The following is a 16,078-nucleotide window of genomic DNA, read 5'->3' on the forward strand; positions in this document are numbered from 1 at the left end:
CATGAAGCGATCCATGCTGTCCGCCGCCCTCGGCCTCGCGCTCGCGGCCGGCCTCGCCGTGCTGCCGGCCACGGCCGCGGCCGCCGCCCCGGCCGCCCCGGCCGCGCAGGGCTACACCGCCTCGACGTACGCCGGCTCGGCCGTTGAGACCGCGGACAACCAGGCGTTCTTCCAGGCGGTGATGGCCTCCGCGAAGGCCAAGCAGGCCGCCAACCCCGGCCTGGCCACCGTCGTGGTCACCTACGACGCCAGTTCGGCCCCGACCTTCCGCAACCAGATATCCCAGGCCGCGCAGATCTGGAACGGTTCGGTCGCCAACGTCCAGCTGCGCTCCGGTTCGGCCGCCGACTTCAAGTACTACGAGGGCAACGACAGCCGCGGCTCGTACGCGAGCACCGACGGGCACGGGCGCGGCTACATCTTCCTCGACTACCAGCAGAACCGGCAGTACAACTCGGTGCGGGTGACCGCCCACGAGACCGGGCACGTGCTCGGCCTGCCGGACCACTACTCCGGCCCGTGCAGCGAGCTGATGTCGGGCGGCGGCCCCGGCACCTCCTGCACCAACCCCTACCCGAACAGCACCGAGCGCAGCCGCGTCAACTCCCTCTGGGCGCGCGGCTGACCCCACCGCTGAGCCCCGGCCCGGCCGCACACCGCTGCGGCCGGGCCGGCGTGCGTGGCCGAAGCGGCGCTGTCGGTGCCGCGTGCGAGCATGCGGGCGAGACCAGTCCGCCCCCGACCGCGAGGTGTGCCGCCATGGCCCGTACCGTCCCCGACCAGCTCACCGACCTCCCGTACGCCGAGCTGCTGCGCCCGCACACCGGGCCGCTGCGCAGCGACGAGCGGTACGACACCGCGCACTTCGACGGTGGCGAGCACACCGACGAGTCGGGCGCCGGGGCGGCCTTCCTGGAGTGCGCCTTCACCGGTGTCGCGCTCAGCGGGGTCAAGCTGCGCCAGGCCCGGTTCAACGAGGTCTGGGTGCAGGCCGGCCGCTGGGTGGCCTGCGACCTCAGCGACACCGAGTGGCAGGACAGCGCCTTCGTCGGCGGGGTGCTGGCCGGGGTCGCCGGGTACGGTTCGGCGCTGCGCCGGGTGGTGTTCCGCGGCTGCAAGCTGGAGGCGGTCAACCTGCGCTCCGCCGTCCTGCGGGACGTGGTCTTCGAGGACTGCCTGCTGCGCGACGTGGACTTCGGCGAGGCGAAGCTGACCGGGGTGTCCTTCCCCGGCTCGACGCTGGAGGAGGTCCGGCTGCGCGGTGCGACGCTGAGCGGGACCGATCTGCGCGGCGCCGTCCGGCTCGGGCTGGCCGACGGCCACCAGGGGCTGCGTGGCGCGGTCATCAGCTCCACCCAACTGCTGGAGCTGGCACCGCAGTTCGCCCAGGCACTGGGCATCGACGTGCAGGACCGCTGACCGCCCCTGCCCGCCGCCCCAGTCCGCCGGCCCTCCCCGGCGATTCCGTCGTGCGTTCAGCCCCGCGTCGCTCGGTGACCCCCGGACGAACAGTCCGCCAAACCTGCCGCACGCCTCTGGTGGTCCGCTCCGCCGGAGGGGGAGACTGCTCCGCGATCGAGTGAGCCGAGTTGTGTGAACAACATCGCCAGCGAAGGGACGGGCCGGGCTGATGGCCGAGCTGAGTCGTAGGAAGTTCGTCACGCTGTCCGGTGCCGCCGCGGCCGGTCTCGCGGTGGCCGGCACCGGTGCGGCGGGGGCCGCCCCCGGCGCCGCGGGCACCGCGCCCGCCGTCGGCACCGCGCTCGCCACCACCGGCACCATCGCCGACGCCAAGCACGTGGTGATCCTGATGCAGGAGAACCGCAGCTTCGACCACTACTTCGGCACGCTGCGCGGGGTACGCGGCTTCGCCGACCGCAGCGCGATCCAGATCTCCGGCGGCTACAGCGTCTTCAACCAGCCCAACGGCCTGCTCTCCCGCCAGTACCCGTGGCAGTTCAGCCAGACCAAGCCGGCCGGCGGCGCCGACCCCGAGCGCCTCGCCCAGTGCAACGGTGACCTCAGCCACGGCTGGAGCGACCAGCACAAGGCGTGGAACGGCGGCAAGATGGACTCCTGGGTCGCCGCCAAGGGCAATGTGCGCACGCTCGGCTTCCTCACCCGCCAGGACATCCCGTTCCACTACGCGCTGGCCGAGAACTGGACCGTCTGCGACGCCTACCACTGCTCGGTGCTGAGCGCGACCGGTCCCAACCGCACCTACCACTGGTCCGGCCAGATCGACCCGGCCGGCACCGCCGGCGGCCCGGCCTACGACGGCGGCGACGAGAAGGGCCTGCGCTGGCAGACCTACGCCGAGGCCCTGGAGGCCGCCGGCGTCAGCTGGAAGGTCTACCAGAACGCCGCCGACAACTACGGCGACAACGCCCTCGCCTACTTCAGCCAGTTCTCGGGCGCCCCGGCCGGCAGCCCGCTGGCCGTCAAGGGCATGGGCTCGGTGCCCAAGGTCACCGGCCGGACCCCGGACGACATCGCCGCCGCGATCAAGGCCGACGTGCTGGCCGGCACCCTCCCGCAGGTCTCCTGGATCGTCCCGGACCAGGCCTCCTCCGAGCACCCGTACGCCACCCCGGCCGACGGCGCGCACTTCGTCCACATGGTGATCGACGCGCTCAACGCGGACCCGGCCGTCTTCGACTCCTCCGTGCTGTTCGTCAACTACGACGAGAACGACGGCTTCTTCGACCACGTCCCGCCGCCGGTCGCCCCGGCCGGCACCCCGGGCGAGTTCTACAGCGGCACCAACATCGGGCTCGGCTTCCGCGTCCCGATGCTCGCGATCTCGCCCTGGACCCGCGGCGGCTGGGTCAACTCCGAGACCTTCGACCACACCTCGGTGCTGCGCTTCCTGGAGGTCTGGACGGCCGCCCTCGGCACGCCGGCCACCAGCCCCAACATCAGCGACTGGCGCCGCCGGGTCTGCGGCGACCTCACCAGCGTGTTCGACTTCGCCAACCCGGTGTACGGCCTGCCCGCGCTGCCCGACACCTCGCAGACCATCGGCCTGTCCGCCTGCGGCCCGCTGCCCAACCCGGCGCCGGTGAACAACCAGCTCCCGGTGCAGGAGTCCGGCACCCGCCCGGCCCGCGCCCTGCCGTACCAGCCGAACGCCAACCTGGACCACCTGGAGTTCGGCTCCGGCGGGGTGATGAAGGTCTGGATCGCGATGGCCAACCAGGGCGCCGCGGCCGCCAAGTCCGCGCACTTCGCCGCCTACGCCAACGCCTACCGCAGCGGCGGCCCCTGGCAGTACACCGTCGACCCGGGCGGCAGCACCAGCGACTTCTTCAACTGTGGCACCGGCTTCGGCGGCGGCCCGTACGACCTCACGGTGGTCGGCCCCAACCGCTTCCTGCGCCGTTTCAAGGGCGACGCCACCAAGGCGGGCAAGAACGCGGCCGTCACCGCCTCGTACGCGGTCGAGCCGGGTACCGGCAAGCTCGCCGTCTACTTCAAGCTGGCCAACAACGGCGGCACGCCGATGACCTTCACCATCGCGTCGAACAACTACCGGACGGACGGCCCCTGGACGTACCAGGTGCCGGCCGGCGGCAGCGTCAGCGACTTCTTCAACGTGGTGGCCTACACCGACGGCTGGTACGACCTCACCGTGACGGTGGACGCGGACAGCAGCTGGTCGCAGCGGTTCACCGGCCACCTGGAGACCGGCACCCCCAGCGTCAGCGGCTGACGGCCGCCCGCACCGCGCGGAACGCGAGGCCCCACCACCCGGCAGGGCGGTTTCCAGGGGCCTCGCGTCACCTCCGCCGGGCCAGGTCGTCACCTCCGCCAGAACAGGTGGTGCGTGACGCCGCTCGGGCTGGGCACGACCTCCGAGTGGAAGCGGTCGAGGAGCTCGTCGGGGGACTCCCAGAGCCGCAGGCCGGACCCGAGCTCCACCGGCGAGACCGCCACGTGCAGGGTGTCGACGAGGTCGGCGTCGAGGAACCGCCGGATGGTGGTGACCCCGCCGCCGAGTCGCACGTCCTTGCCCCCGGCGGCTTCCCGCGCCCGGGCGAGGACGGTGGCCGGGTCGGCGTCGACGAAGTGGAACGTGGTGTCGGAGAGCGTGAACGACGGGCGCTCGTGGTGGGTCATGACGAACACCGGGGTGCGGAACGGGGGCTCGTCACCCCACCAGCCGCGCCACTCGTGGTCCTGCCACGGCCCGCGCTGCGGCCCGAACTTGTTGCGGCCCATGATCTCGGCACCGATGTTGCGGGCGAAGTCCCGGGTGAAGTAGTCGTCGAGACCACGGCTCCCCCCGGCATCCGTGCGCATGGGCCAGCTCGCCGTGGCTCCGGCCCAGCCGAACAGCCGCTCGGGGCGGTCCTGGCCGAACGGCCGCTCGAAGGTCTGGTGCTCACCGGCGCCGATGCCGTCCCTGGAGACGTTGAAGTTCATGACTCTGAGCAGTTGATCCATGGGTTCCCTCGTCCGGTCCGTCCGTGTCGTCGCGCGGCGGGGCGCCGCACGCCATGACGTCGGAGCGGACCCGGCCGGATTGACATCGGCCCCGGACCATTTTCCGACCGGGGGGCGGAGCCGGCGTCATCGCTCACAGGTACGGGCCCCGGGGGAACCACGGATCGTGGACCTCCCGGGGCCCGTACGGCGTCAGCAGGGTGAGGGCGGGCTGCCCGGCCGCGTACTCCGCCAGCTGCACCGAGCCGTGCCGGGTCTCCAGTTCGGCCTGCACCGGCAGCGGCAGCTTGCTCAGCGCCCGCCGCAGCTGCAGCGCGTCGCGCCGACTGACCGGCTGCGGGGCGCGCAGCACCAGCCGCAGCGGGCTGAGCGGTCCGGTGACCGGCACCCCGCTGCCCAGTTCGTAGCCGGCCGCGCCGATCGGGCCCCAGGGCAGCCGGTGGTCCGCCACCAGCCGGCCGACCTCCGGCAGCAGGGCCAGCGCCGGGATCGTGGTGAGCCGCTCGGGGGCCAGGCGGGCGCGCCGTTCGACCAGCTGCTCGGGGCGCAGCGTCCGGGCCACCGCCGCCCAGGGGGCCAGCGCGTCCAGCCGCTGTCCGGGGCGCGGGCCGCGCACGGTCACCGGGGACCAGAGCTCGGGCGCCGCCTCCGGGTCCCGGGCGCACTGCCGCGGGTGCGGCGGGTCCACCGGGTGGCCGACCACCGCGGGCGCCCGGCCGACCGTCACCCAGGGGTGTGCCCGCAGCACCGCGCGCGCCCAGTCCGGCAGCTCGCCGCCGGTGAGGGGCCGCAGCGAGCCGGGGCACTGCATCAGCAGCAGGTCGTGCGCGCCGGGCAGCCGGCCGTCCAGCGCGGCCAGCGGGCCGACCCGGCGGCGCGGTCCGTTGTGCAGTTCCTCGATCGGGTTCCTCACACCGCCACCCTCCGCCCGCTCCGCGCCCCCGACTACGGCCCTTCGACGCGTTCCACCGGGACCAAAGGCTCAACGTGCGTCCGTGAGCGCCCGGTGTGAGAGTGGGGGACAGCCCGGAGTTCCGACATTCCGTCCGTAGGAGGAGGAGTCATGGGCATCTTCGACAGGCTGTTCCACCGGCCGCCGCAGCACGAGGCCACCGGTGAGGACGCCATGCAGCGGGCGGCCCTCGCCCACGACGAGGCCGCCGACGCGTTCGGCGACGACGTCGAGCGCGCCCGCCAGAGCGAGGACCGGCTCTCCCGGGAGCGCCTCTCCCAGGAGGAGGCCGACCGGCGGGCCGCCGAGAACATGACCGCCGAGGGCGATCCCTGGGACTGATGCCCTGGGACTGAGCCCCGGGGTTGAGCCGGGCCGGGCGCCGCAGGAGCGGACCCGGCCCGGCTGGTCACCGCGCCCGCGGCGGCAGCGGCGGGCGCCGCAGGTCCGGCCGGGGCGTGGACTCCGGCGGGGGCTCCGCGGCCGGCGCGTCCTCCAGTAGTTCCAGGGCGAGCTGGACGGCGGTGACCAGCTCGGGGTGGCGCCCGCGGGCCCAGTCCCGCGGGGTGCGCAGCACGTGCACGTCCGGTTCGACGCCGCGGTTCTCCACCGACCAGCCGAGCCCGCCGCTGAACCAGGAGGCGTTCTTCGGCACCGAGATCTGGGTGCCGTCGCCGAGGGTGTGCCGTCCGGACATCCCGACCACCCCGCCCCAGGTGCGGTTGCCGATCACCGGTCCGAGCCCGAGCAGCTTGATGGCCGCGATGATCACGTCCCCGTCCGAGCTGGTGGCCTCGTCCGCGAGGGCCACCAGCGGGCCGCGCAGCGCGTGCCGGGGCCAGCGGACGGGCTGGCGGTCCCGGGTGAAGTCCCAGGCCAGGACGTGCCGGGTGAGTTTCTCCAGGACCAGCTCGGAGACGTTGCCGCCGGCGTTGCCGCGGACGTCCAGGACCAGTGCGGGCTTGTCCAGCTCGCGCCGCAGGTCCCGGTTGAACTGCGCCCAGCCGGAGCCACCGAGGTCCGGGATGTGCAGGTAGCCGCACCGCCCGTCGCTGAACTCCCGTACCAGGGCGCGGCGTTTGGTCACCCAGTCCTGGTAGCGGATGGGCCGTTCATCGGTCAGCGGGGTGACCGCGATCCGCCGCACCGGGCCGTCCGGTCCGGTGCGCAGGGCCAGTTCGACGGTGGTGCCGCCGGTGCCGGCCAGCAGGGGCAGCGGTCCGCGCACCGGGTCCACCGGGCGGCCGCCGACCGCGAGCAGCTCGTCGCCGTCCCGGACGCCCTGGGCGGCGAGCGGGGCGCGGGCGCGCGGGTCGGAGGACTCCCCGGGCAGCACCCGCTCGACCAGCCAGCGCCCGTCGGGGGAGCGGCGGGCGTTGGCGCCGAGCAGGCCGAGTGGCTGCTGGGCGAGCGACGGGCCCTCGGCGCGCCGGGAGGTGGTGACGTAGGCGTGCGAGGTGCCCAGCTCGCCGAGGAGTTCGCGCAGCAGGTCGGCGAAGTCGTCGGGTGAGCAGACGCGTTCCAGCAACGGTTCGTACTGGGCGACCAGGGCGGGCCAGTCCAGGCCGGACATCCGCGCGTCCCAGAACTGGTCCCGGACGATCCGGGCCGCCTCGTGGTAGGCCTGGCGCCATTCGGCGGCCGGGTGCACGGTGTGGGTGATCCGGCGCAGGTCGACGCCGGTGCCGGCGGAGGGCGCGGAGACCGGGACCACCCGGAGCGTCCCGGCCGAGTAGACGGCGACCGAGCCGCCGTCCCCGGAGACCGCGTAGCCGTCCAGCTTGTCCACCAGCGTGCTGCGGGTGCCCCGGGCCAGGTCGAAGTACTCCAGCGAGGGGCGGCCCGAGGTGTCCTCGGGGCTGGCGAAGGTCTGCCCGAGGGTGCCGGAGATCGGCCAGCGCAGCCAGACCAGGCCGCCGCGCACCGCGTCGGTGGCCGAGTACTTGGAGGCGATCACCGGGAACTGCAGCAGCCGCTCGCCGATGCCCTCCGGCTCGACCAGGACGGTGCCGTCGCCGCCGCCGTCCCCGCGCGGGGCGGGCTCCTCGGCGGGCGCGGAGAACGGCGAGGGCGTGTCGGCGGTGAGCGGGACGAGGTACGGGCGGCAGCCGAGCGGGAAGGAGAGGTCGCCGGTGTGCACGTCGTGGACCGGGTCGAAGCCGCGCCAGGACAGGAAGGCCAGGTAGCGGCCGTCCCGGGTGAACACCGGCTGCTCGTCCTCGAACCGGCCGTCGGTGACCTCGGTGATCGGCGCGGGCGCCCCGGTGCGGGTGAGCCGGATCCGGCGCAGCGAGCGTCCGGCGACCGGCTGGGACCAGGCGATCCAGTGCGAGTCGGGGGAGAACCGGGCGCTGGAGACCGGGCCGTACGCGGAGGAGGCCAGCTCGCGGACCTCGCCGTCGGCGGCGGAGACCAGCAGCAGCCGCCCGTCCGAGGCGCAGACGGCGAGGCGGCTGCCGTCGGGGGAGGCGGTGAGCTCCAGGACCCGGCCGAGCCGGCCGGCGGCGAGCACCCGGTGGCGGTGGCGGTCCCCGCCCGCGTGGGTGGCCGTGCCGGCGTGACCGTGTTCGTGTTCGTGCCCGTGCTCGGGGGCGGCCTCGTGGCCGGGCAGTGGCAGCACCTCGATCGCGTCGGCGCCCTCGGCGTCGGTGATCCAGGCCGCCTCGCCGGTGTGCCCGAGCATGACCGGCAGCCGGGTCCGCACCCCCGGGGTGTCGGCGAGCGCGCGGGCCGGGCCGTCCTTGTGGGTGAGCCAGTACTGGCTGCCGCGCACGGTGATCACCCCGGCCCGGCCGGTCCGGTCGCAGGCGAGGTCCTTGACCTGGGTCGCGGCGCCGACCTGGTACGGGCGGCGGCCGGCCCGGGCGCCGCCGAGCGGGACGTGCAGCCGGTGCGGGGCGGGGGCGTCCAGGCCGTCCAGCAGCCAGAGGTCGCCGGCGTGCTGGTAGACGATCCGGGTGCCGTCGGTGGCGGCCTCGCGGGCGTAGTAGGAGGCGTGGTCGGTGTGCCGGCGCAGGTCGGTGCCGTCCGGGCGGCAGGAGTAGAGGTTGCCGACGCCCTCGTGGTCGGAGAGGAAGGCGATCCGCCCGCCGACCGGCATCGGGGAGGCGAGGTGGCCGGTGTGGTCGGGCAGGATCCGCTCGCCGTCCGCCCAGAGCCGGCCGACGGCGCCGCCCCGGTAGCGCTTCCAGGCGGCCGGTTCGTGCGGGGCGGCGCCGGTGAGCAGGACGGTGCGCTCCCGGCTCATCTGGGCGTCGCCGACCGGCCCCCAGGGCATCCGGCGGCCGGGGGAGCCGTCCGGCGGCAGGGCGTGCGCCCAGGTGTAGTGGCCGAAGGGCTCGTGGAAGGAGGTGACGGCCAGCACCTCGCCGTCCGGCAGCCAGCCGCGCACCCGGGTGTCCTGGCTGCCCCAGAAGCTGAGCCGGTGCGCCTCGCCGCCGTCGACGGGTGCGGCCCAGACCTCGGGGGTGAGGCTCAGCCAGCCGGTCCAGGCGAGGGTGGTGCCGTCGGGGGAGAAGCGGGGGTGGCTGACCCGGGTGCGGTCGCAGGTGACCCGCCAGGCCCGTCCGGTGACGGTGCCCCCGGTGTCCAGCGGGGCGATCCAGACGTCGTCCTCGGCGGTGAAGGTGAGCAGGCCGCCGTGCAGGTGGGGGTGGCGGAGGTAGCCGGGCGGGGTCACCCCTCCATCCTTCGACGGGGTGTCACACCCGGCAACCGGAACGGCGGGCGAGGAGGCCCCGAACCGGTCTGGACCATTGACACCGTACAGCCGGATCCACTTCAGTGGTCTAGTCCAACTAGGGTGCCAGGCCGGGCCGTTCCCCCCACTGGCGCGTGCTCCGGCGTGCCCTCGGACGTCCCCCACGACCGCGCCATCGCAGGAGCACCCGCATGCGCAGACCCCGCTACTCGCCCGTTCGCCGGGCCCACCGCCGTGCCGCGCTCGCCGCCGGCACGGCCTCCGCCGTCGCCGCGGCCACCCTGGTCGGCGTCACCCTGGGCCTGGCCCCCGCCGCCTCGGCCGGCGAGTTCCTGGTCAACGGCGGCTTCGAATCCGGCTCGCTCGGCCCCTGGAGCTGCACCGGCGGCTCCGGCAGCGTCGTCACCAGCCCGGTGCACGGCGGCAGCCGGGCGCTCGCCGCCGCGGCCTCGTCGGGCGACACCGCCCAGTGCGGCCAGACCGTCACCGTCGCCCCCGGCACCACGTACACGCTCAGCGCGTACGTCAACGGCTCCTACGTCTACCTGGGCGTCGACGGCGGCCCCAGCACCTGGACGCCCGGCACCGGCGGCTCGTACCAGAAGCTCAGCGTCAGCTTCACCACCGGCGCCAACCAGACCAGCGCCACCGTCTACACCCACGGCTGGTACGGCCAGGGGACCTACTACGCGGACGACGTCTCGCTGGACGGCCCGGGCGCCCCCAGCCCGACGCCCACGCCCACGCCCACCGTGACCACCTCGCCGACCGCGACGCCCACGGGCACGCCCACCGGTACTCCGACGGGCACCCCCACGGGCACGCCCACCGGCACCCCGACCAGCCCGCCCGCCGGCAGTCACGCCCTGGTCGGCTACCTGCACGCGAGCTTCGCCAACGGCTCCGGCTACACCCGGATGGCCGACGTCCCGGACTCCTGGGACTTCATCGACCTGTCCTTCGGCGAACCCACCTCCGTCACCTCCGGCGACATCCGCTTCAACCGCTGTCCGGTCACCGAGTGCCCGACCGTCGAGTCGGACGCCGACTTCAAGGCCGCCATCGCGGCCAAGCGCGCCCGGGGCAAGAAGGTGCTGATCTCGATCGGCGGCCAGAACGGCCAGGTCCAGCTGACCAGCACCGCCGCCCGGGACGCCTTCGTCAGCTCGGTCTCGGCGATCATCGACAAGTGGGGTCTGGACGGCCTGGACATCGACTTCGAGGGCCACTCGCTCTCCCTCAACACGGGCGACACCGACTTCAAGAACCCGACCAGCCCGGTCGTGGTCAACCTGATCTCCGCGCTGAAGACCCTCAAGGCCAAGTACGGCGCGGGCTTCGTGCTGACCATGGCGCCGGAGACCTTCTTCGTCCAACTCGGCTACCAGTACTACGGATCCGGCCCCTGGGGCGGCCAGGACCCGCGGGCCGGGGCGTACCTGCCGGTCATCCACGCGCTGCGCGACGACCTCACCCTGCTGCACGTCCAGGACTACAACTCCGGCTCCGTCATGGGCCTGGACAACCAGTACCACTCGATGGGCGGCGCCGACTTCCACGTCGCGATGACCGACATGCTGCTCAAGGGCTTCCCGGTGGCGGGCAACGCGAACAACGTGTTCCCGGCGCTGCCCGCCGCCAAGGTCGCCATCGGCATGCCGGCCACCACCAACGCGGGCAACGGCTACATCGCCCCCGCCGAGGTGGACAAGGCGCTGGACTGCCTCACCAAGCTCACCAACTGCGGGACGTACGTGCCGCGTTCGGGCGCCCAGCCGAACCTGCGCGGGCTGATGACCTGGTCGATCAACTGGGACCGGTTCGGCGGCCAGGAGTTCTCCAGGAACTTCGACGGCTACTTCGGCCGCTGACCCGGCACCCGCCGGCCGGAACGTCCACGGGGCCGTGCTTGAACCTGACGCCGTGCTTGAACCTGACACCGGTGTGAGGTCCAAGCATGGTCCCCATGGCGACCACACAGCTCCCGACTCCGGTACCCCGCAAGCCCTTTCCGCTCCCCGCCCTGCTCGCCCTGGCCACCGCGGTCTTCGTCACCGCGCTCACCGAGACCCTGCCCGCCGGGGTGCTGCCCGGCATCGGCGAGTCCCTCGGCGTCAGCGAGTCGGCCGCCGGGCAGACCGTCACGGTCTACGCGATCGGGACCGCGGTCACCGCGATCCCGCTCACCGCGGCCACCGCCGGCTGGAACCGCAAGCGGCTGCTGCTCACCGCGATGGGCGGCTTCGCGGTGGCCAACACGGTGACCGCGGTCTCCGGCGACTACCCGCTCACGATGGCCGCCCGCTTCCTCGCGGGCGTGGCGGCCGGCCTCGCCTGGGCCCTGCTGGCCGGGTACGCCCGCCGGCTGGTGCCGGTCGAGCAGCAGGGCCGGGCGATGGCCGTGGCGATGGCGGGGGTGCCGGTGGCGCTGTCGCTGGGAGTGCCGGTCGGCACCTTCCTCGGCCGGATCCTCGCCTGGTGGGTGCCCTTCCTGGCCATGACGGCACTGGCGGTCGTCGTGATCGGCTGGATCGCGGCGATGCTGCCCGAGCAGCCCGGGCAGCCGGACGGCGAGCGGGCCCCGGTCCGGCGCGCGCTCACCGTGCCCGGCGTGCGGCCGGTGCTCACCGTGACCGTGCTCTTCGTGCTCGCGCACACCATCCTGTTCACCTACATCGCACCCCTGCTCGACCGGGCCGGCCTCGGCGGCGCCACCGGCACCGTGCTGCTGGTCTTCGGCCTGGCCTCGCTGGCGAGCATCTGGCTCACCGGCGCCCACATCCACCGCCGGCTGCGGCGGCTGACGATCGGCGGCGCGCTGCTGGTCGCGGTGGCGGCGGGCGTCCTCGCGGTGCGCTCCGGCGACGCGCCGCTGGTGTACCTGGCGGCGGCGTTCTGGGGCCTGGGCTGGGGCGGCGCCCCGACCCTGCTGCAGACCGCCCTCGGAGACGCGGGAGGCGAGCAGGCGGACGCCGCCCAGGCCGTGCTGGTGACCCTGTGGAACGCCGCGATGGCGGGCGGCGGGGTGGCCGGCGGCGTCGTCCTGAGCCGGCTCGGCGCCGGCGCCCTGCCCTGGACGGTCCTCGCGCTGATGCTGCCCGTCCTCGCGGTGGTCGCCGGCGCCCGCCGCCACGCCTTCCCCCCGGTCCGCGGCTAGCCGTGCGCCCGCCCGTTCGCCTCCGTCAGCCGGTCGTCAGCCGATCGTCAGCCGATCGCCAGCCCGTTCGCCCGCATCCGGGCGACCAGCTCGGCCGGGGCGCTCGCGGTGGAGCCCGCCGAGTACGGCGGCCGCGGGTCGTACTCGATGAGCAGCTGGATCGACTGCGCGACCGGGTCCCCGGCCAGCCGGCCGGTCAGCGACAGGGCCAGGTCGATCCCGGCCGAGACCCCGGCCGCGGTCGCGTACTTGCCGTCCACCACGACCCGCTCGGTGCCGGTGGGCTCGGCCCCGAGCTTGCCCAGCTCCTCCAGGCAGGCCCAGTGCGAGGTGGCCCGCCGGCCGGCCAGCAGCCCGGCGGCGGCCAGCACCAGCGAACCGGAGCAGACCGAGGTGGTCCAGGCGGTGGTCGCGTCCACGGCCCGCAGCCACTCCAGCACCGGCCCGTCCGAGAGCCGCGCCCGGGTGCCCGGCCCGCCGGGGACCAGCAGGGTGTCCACCGGCCCGACCGCGTCGAGGCCGGTGTCCGGCAGCAGCCGCAGCCCGCTGGTGCAGCGCACCGGGCGGCCGCCCGGCGAGGCGGTGACCACCCGGTACGCCCCCGGTCGCCCGGAGGCGTTGCCGGCGCCTGTGAACACCTCCACGGGGCCGGTCACGTCGAGGCTCTGCACGCCCTCGTAGAGGACGACCAGCACGGTGCGTGCTCCCATGCGGCCAGCCTGTCAGCGGGCCGGGGTGGCAGCAATGACCTGTGGCCCACCTTTCCTGCCACCGCTGGGGCGGTGCGCCGCGTGGACCGTACGCCAACCGCCGCGCGGGTACGCCGAAACGCCGGAAGGCCCCTCGCTTTCGCAAGGGGCCTTCCGGCTGTCTGTGCGCCGCCAGGGACTCGAACCCCGGACCCGCTGATTAAGAGTCAGCTGCTCTAACCAACTGAGCTAGCGGCGCCTGCTGACGTGGAGAACATTACCTGGTCAGCGGCCGAAACACACAATCGGCCCGGAGGTCCCCCGTTCCTCCGGGCCGATCGCGCGGTCCGGCCCCGGGGCTCACATGGTCAGCACCACCTTGCCCCGGACGTGCCCGGTGCCGACCAGCCGGTGGGCCTCGGCGGCCCGCTCCAGCGGGAGGGCCTCGGCGATCTCCAGCCGCAGCCCGCCCGCCTCCCACAGCCGGACCAGTTCGGTCAGCCGGGCGGCGGTGCGCAGGGTGCGGACGGCCCGTACGCCCAGTCGTGCGGCGCCCTCGAAGTCGACCACGGTGGCGATCCGCTCCCGGTCGGCGACCAGCTCGACGGAGGCCTCCAGCGCGCCCCGCCCGGCGGCGTCGAAGGCCGCGGTCACCCCCTGCGGCGCGGCCGCCCGGACCCGCTCGGCCAGCCCCTCCCCGTACGCGACCGGGACGGCGCCCAGCTCGCGCAGGTACGCGTGGTTGCGCTCGCTCGCGGTGCCGACCACGGTGGCGCCCAGGGCCCGGGCCAGCTGGACGGCGACCGTGCCGACCCCGCCCGAGGCGCCGTGCACCAGGACGGTGTCGCCGGGGCCGACCCCGAGCAGGTCGAGCGCGGTGTGCGCGGTCTGGCCGGAGGCGGAGAGCGAGCCGGCCTGCTCCCAGGGCATCCCGGCGGGCTTGGCCACCAGCTGGGCGGCGTCCGTCGTGACCAGCTCGGCGTGGCTGTCCAGCAGCCGGAAGCCGATCACCTCGTCGCCGACCTTCCAGTCCCCGCTGTCCGGTCCCAGCCGGTCCACCACCCCGGCGAACTCGTTGCCGAGGACGAAGGGCGGCTCGACGGTCAGCCCCGGCGGCCGGAACCCCTCCCGGATCGCGAGGTCCACCGGCTGCACCCCGGCCGCGTACACCCGCACCCGCACCTCGCCCGGGCCGGGCTCCGGATCGGGCACCTCGGTGACCCGCAGGACCTCCGGACCGCCGGACCCCGTCACCGTGACCGCCTTCATGTCTGCTCCCCGCCCTCTCGACCGTTGGACCGCTCGACTGCCCGACAGCTCCCGTCGACCGGCCCCATCCTCGGACGTGAAGTCCACTTGAGGTCAAGTCCTTGTTCGGCGCGTCTTCACCGATGGGCGCATTGTCAGATTTATCCTGGACGGCGCTCAGCCGTCCGTCGTCGAGAGGAACCTCCCCGTGGGCCAGCTGCCCCTGTTCTTCCTGGTGCTGCTCGCCTCCGTGGTCACCATGCCGCTCGGACGCAAGACGGGAGTGCCGCAGCCGGTCCTGATGACCCTGCTCGGCATCGTCATGGCGCTCGTCCCGCAGATCCCGGACGTCAGCATCGAACCCGAGCTGATCCTCCCGCTGGTCCTGCCGCCGCTGATCTTCGCGGTCGCCCGGCGCTCCTCGGTGCGCTACTTCAAGGCCAACGTCCGCTCGATCCTGCTGCTGGCCGTCGCCCTGGTGGTGGTCACCACCGTCGCGGTGGCCAGTACGGTGCACTGGCTGCTGCCCGCCCTGCCGCTCGCCGCGGCCATCGCGGTCGGCGCGCTGGTCTCCCCGCCCGACCCGGTCGCCGCCGTGGCGGTGGCCGGCAGTGTCGGCCTGCCCCGCCGCCTGGTGGCGATCCTGGAGAGCGAGGGCCTGTTCAACGACGTCACCGCGATCGTCATCTACTCGCTGGCGATCGAGGCCGTGGTCAGCGGCGACTTCTCGGTCGGCCACGCGGTGCTGCGCTTCGTCCTGTCGGCGGTGCTGGCCGTGGTCGTCGGGGTGGTGCTCGGCTGGGTCAACGCCAAGCTCGCCGAGCGGCTGGACGACCCGACCCAGCAGGTCGCGCTCAACCTGCTGGTGCCCTTCGCCGCCTACACCGTCGCCGAGGAGATCCACGGCTCGGGCGTGCTCGCCGTCGTGGTCTGCGCGCTCTACCTGGCCGAGCGGGCCACCGACGCCGACGCCGTCTCCTACCGGCTGGTCGGCAACGCCTTCTGGGAGGTGGTCGAGATCCTGATCACCGGCGTCGCCTTCGGCCTGATCGGCCTGGAGCTGGCCACCGTGCTCAAGGAGGCCGGCAGCGGCTGGACCGGGTTCATCGGCGACGCCGCCGTGGTGATCGTGGTGGTCGTGGGGGTCCGGCTGCTCTGGCTGCTGCCGGCCGGCTGGGTGTCGCGCAAGCTGCGCAGCGGCGACGACGAGGACACCCCGTTCAGCTGGAAGGAGAGCGTGGTCCTCTGGTGGTCCGGCATGCGCGGGGTGGCCACCGTCGCCCTGGCGCTCGCCATCCCGCTCACCCTGCACTCCGGCGAGGACTTCCCCGAGCGCGGCCGGCTGGTCTTCATCGCCTTCAGCGTGGTGCTCTTCACCCTGCTGGTCCAGGGCCTGACCCTGCCCTGGCTGGCCAAGCGGCTCCGGCTGGACATCGACCAGGACCGCCACGAGCAGGCCGTCCGCCAGCTCTGGTGGCGGGCCGCGAAGGCCGGGCTCAAGCGGCTCGGCGAGCTGGAGGAGCAGGACCGGCTGCCCGTCGAGGTCGCCGACCGGCTGCGGGACCGTCAGCACGACCGGCTGGCCCGGCTCTGCCCGGAGAACTACGCCGAGGAGGAGGCCGCCGAGGCCAAGCTGCGGCTGTCCCAGTGGCGGGCCGCCCGGGACGTCGAGCAGGAGATGATCGCCGCCTCCCGCCGCGAGATGCTCGCCGCCCGCAGCGAGCTCGGCGCCGACCCGGAACTGGTCGACCAGGTGCTGCGCGGCCTCGACCTGCGCTCGGAGCGGAAGTGACGAGTCGTCCGCCCGCGGGCGGAATGTGCGCGACCGCCCCCGGGGTTGCATAGGCTGAACCCGGGCAGGCCGTCAACGGAGTCGGCGCACCACC

The 16,078-nt window shown here is 74.2% G+C and carries 12 protein-coding genes and 1 tRNA gene; 7 read left to right on the top strand and 6 right to left on the bottom strand.

Translation table 11 applies throughout. From position 1 onward, the window contains the following. Position 1: 1 nt before the first annotated feature. The 3 genes from snpA to ACYP53_RS13875 all read left to right on the top strand — a co-directional run bounded on the left by snpA (position 2) and on the right by ACYP53_RS13875 (position 3,712). Entirely contained in the window at positions 2-625 is a 624-nt protein-coding gene (gene snpA / locus ACYP53_RS13865; protein ID WP_189919367.1) for a snapalysin, read from the top strand. Between the two features lie 134 nt (positions 626-759). Then, complete coding sequence (locus tag ACYP53_RS13870; protein ID WP_189919369.1) at positions 760-1,419, top strand: pentapeptide repeat-containing protein; 660 nt, start codon at positions 760-762, stop codon at positions 1,417-1,419. Between the two features lie 211 nt (positions 1,420-1,630). Further along, entirely contained in the window at positions 1,631-3,712 is a 2,082-nt protein-coding gene (locus ACYP53_RS13875) for a phosphocholine-specific phospholipase C (RefSeq protein ID WP_459647542.1), read from the top strand. An 89-nt stretch (positions 3,713-3,801) separates the two neighbouring features. Here ACYP53_RS13875 and ACYP53_RS13880 read toward each other — a convergent pair whose 3' ends face one another. Both ACYP53_RS13880 and ACYP53_RS13885 read right to left on the bottom strand, forming a co-directional pair. Continuing rightward, entirely contained in the window at positions 3,802-4,446 is a 645-nt protein-coding gene (locus ACYP53_RS13880) for a dihydrofolate reductase family protein (protein WP_189919373.1), read from the bottom strand. Positions 4,447-4,579: 133 nt separating this feature from the next. Then, positions 4,580-5,359, bottom strand: a complete 780-nt coding sequence (locus ACYP53_RS13885; protein ID WP_459647543.1) for a phosphoribosyl-dephospho-CoA transferase MdcG domain-containing protein — start codon at positions 5,357-5,359, stop codon at positions 4,580-4,582. A gap of 150 nt (positions 5,360-5,509) precedes the next feature. Here ACYP53_RS13885 and ACYP53_RS13890 point away from each other — a divergent pair, with 150 nt between their 5' ends. After that, positions 5,510-5,740, top strand: coding sequence for a hypothetical protein (locus ACYP53_RS13890; protein WP_189919377.1), 231 nt, complete (start codon positions 5,510-5,512; stop codon positions 5,738-5,740). Between the two features lie 67 nt (positions 5,741-5,807). On the opposite strand, the gene ACYP53_RS13895 is transcribed toward ACYP53_RS13890, so the two are convergent. Then, a complete protein-coding gene (locus tag ACYP53_RS13895) occupies positions 5,808-9,077 on the bottom strand; it encodes a S41 family peptidase (RefSeq protein ID WP_459647544.1) in 3,270 nt (1,089 codons plus the stop codon). 212 nt (positions 9,078-9,289) lie between these two features. On the opposite strand from ACYP53_RS13895, the gene ACYP53_RS13900 reads away from it, so the two are divergent. Next, complete coding sequence (locus ACYP53_RS13900) at positions 9,290-10,969, top strand: chitinase (RefSeq protein ID WP_459647545.1); 1,680 nt, start codon at positions 9,290-9,292, stop codon at positions 10,967-10,969. A 95-nt stretch (positions 10,970-11,064) separates the two neighbouring features. Continuing rightward, positions 11,065-12,255 carry an MFS transporter gene (locus ACYP53_RS13905; protein WP_459647546.1) on the top strand — a complete coding sequence of 397 codons (1,191 nt, stop codon included), beginning with the start codon at positions 11,065-11,067 and terminating at the stop codon, positions 12,253-12,255. A gap of 47 nt (positions 12,256-12,302) precedes the next feature. On the opposite strand, the gene ACYP53_RS13910 is transcribed toward ACYP53_RS13905, so the two are convergent. The 3 genes from ACYP53_RS13910 to ACYP53_RS13920 all read right to left on the bottom strand — a co-directional run bounded on the left by ACYP53_RS13910 (position 12,303) and on the right by ACYP53_RS13920 (position 14,213). Beyond that, positions 12,303-12,965: a DJ-1/PfpI family protein gene (locus tag ACYP53_RS13910; protein WP_459647547.1), complete on the bottom strand. Its 663-nt coding sequence runs from the start codon at positions 12,963-12,965 to the stop codon at positions 12,303-12,305. Between the two features lie 164 nt (positions 12,966-13,129). After that, a tRNA-Lys gene (locus ACYP53_RS13915) sits at positions 13,130-13,203 on the bottom strand. 101 nt (positions 13,204-13,304) lie between these two features. Further along, positions 13,305-14,213 (bottom strand): NADP-dependent oxidoreductase, encoded by a 909-nt coding sequence (locus ACYP53_RS13920; protein ID WP_189919393.1) that lies wholly within the window; start codon positions 14,211-14,213, stop codon positions 13,305-13,307. A 187-nt stretch (positions 14,214-14,400) separates the two neighbouring features. On the opposite strand from ACYP53_RS13920, the gene ACYP53_RS13925 reads away from it, so the two are divergent. Then, positions 14,401-15,984, top strand: a complete 1,584-nt coding sequence (locus tag ACYP53_RS13925; RefSeq protein WP_189919395.1) for a Na+/H+ antiporter — start codon at positions 14,401-14,403, stop codon at positions 15,982-15,984. The last annotated feature ends 94 nt before the right edge of the window (positions 15,985-16,078 follow it).

This window comes from Kitasatospora sp. Ki12, from assembly GCF_054601375.1.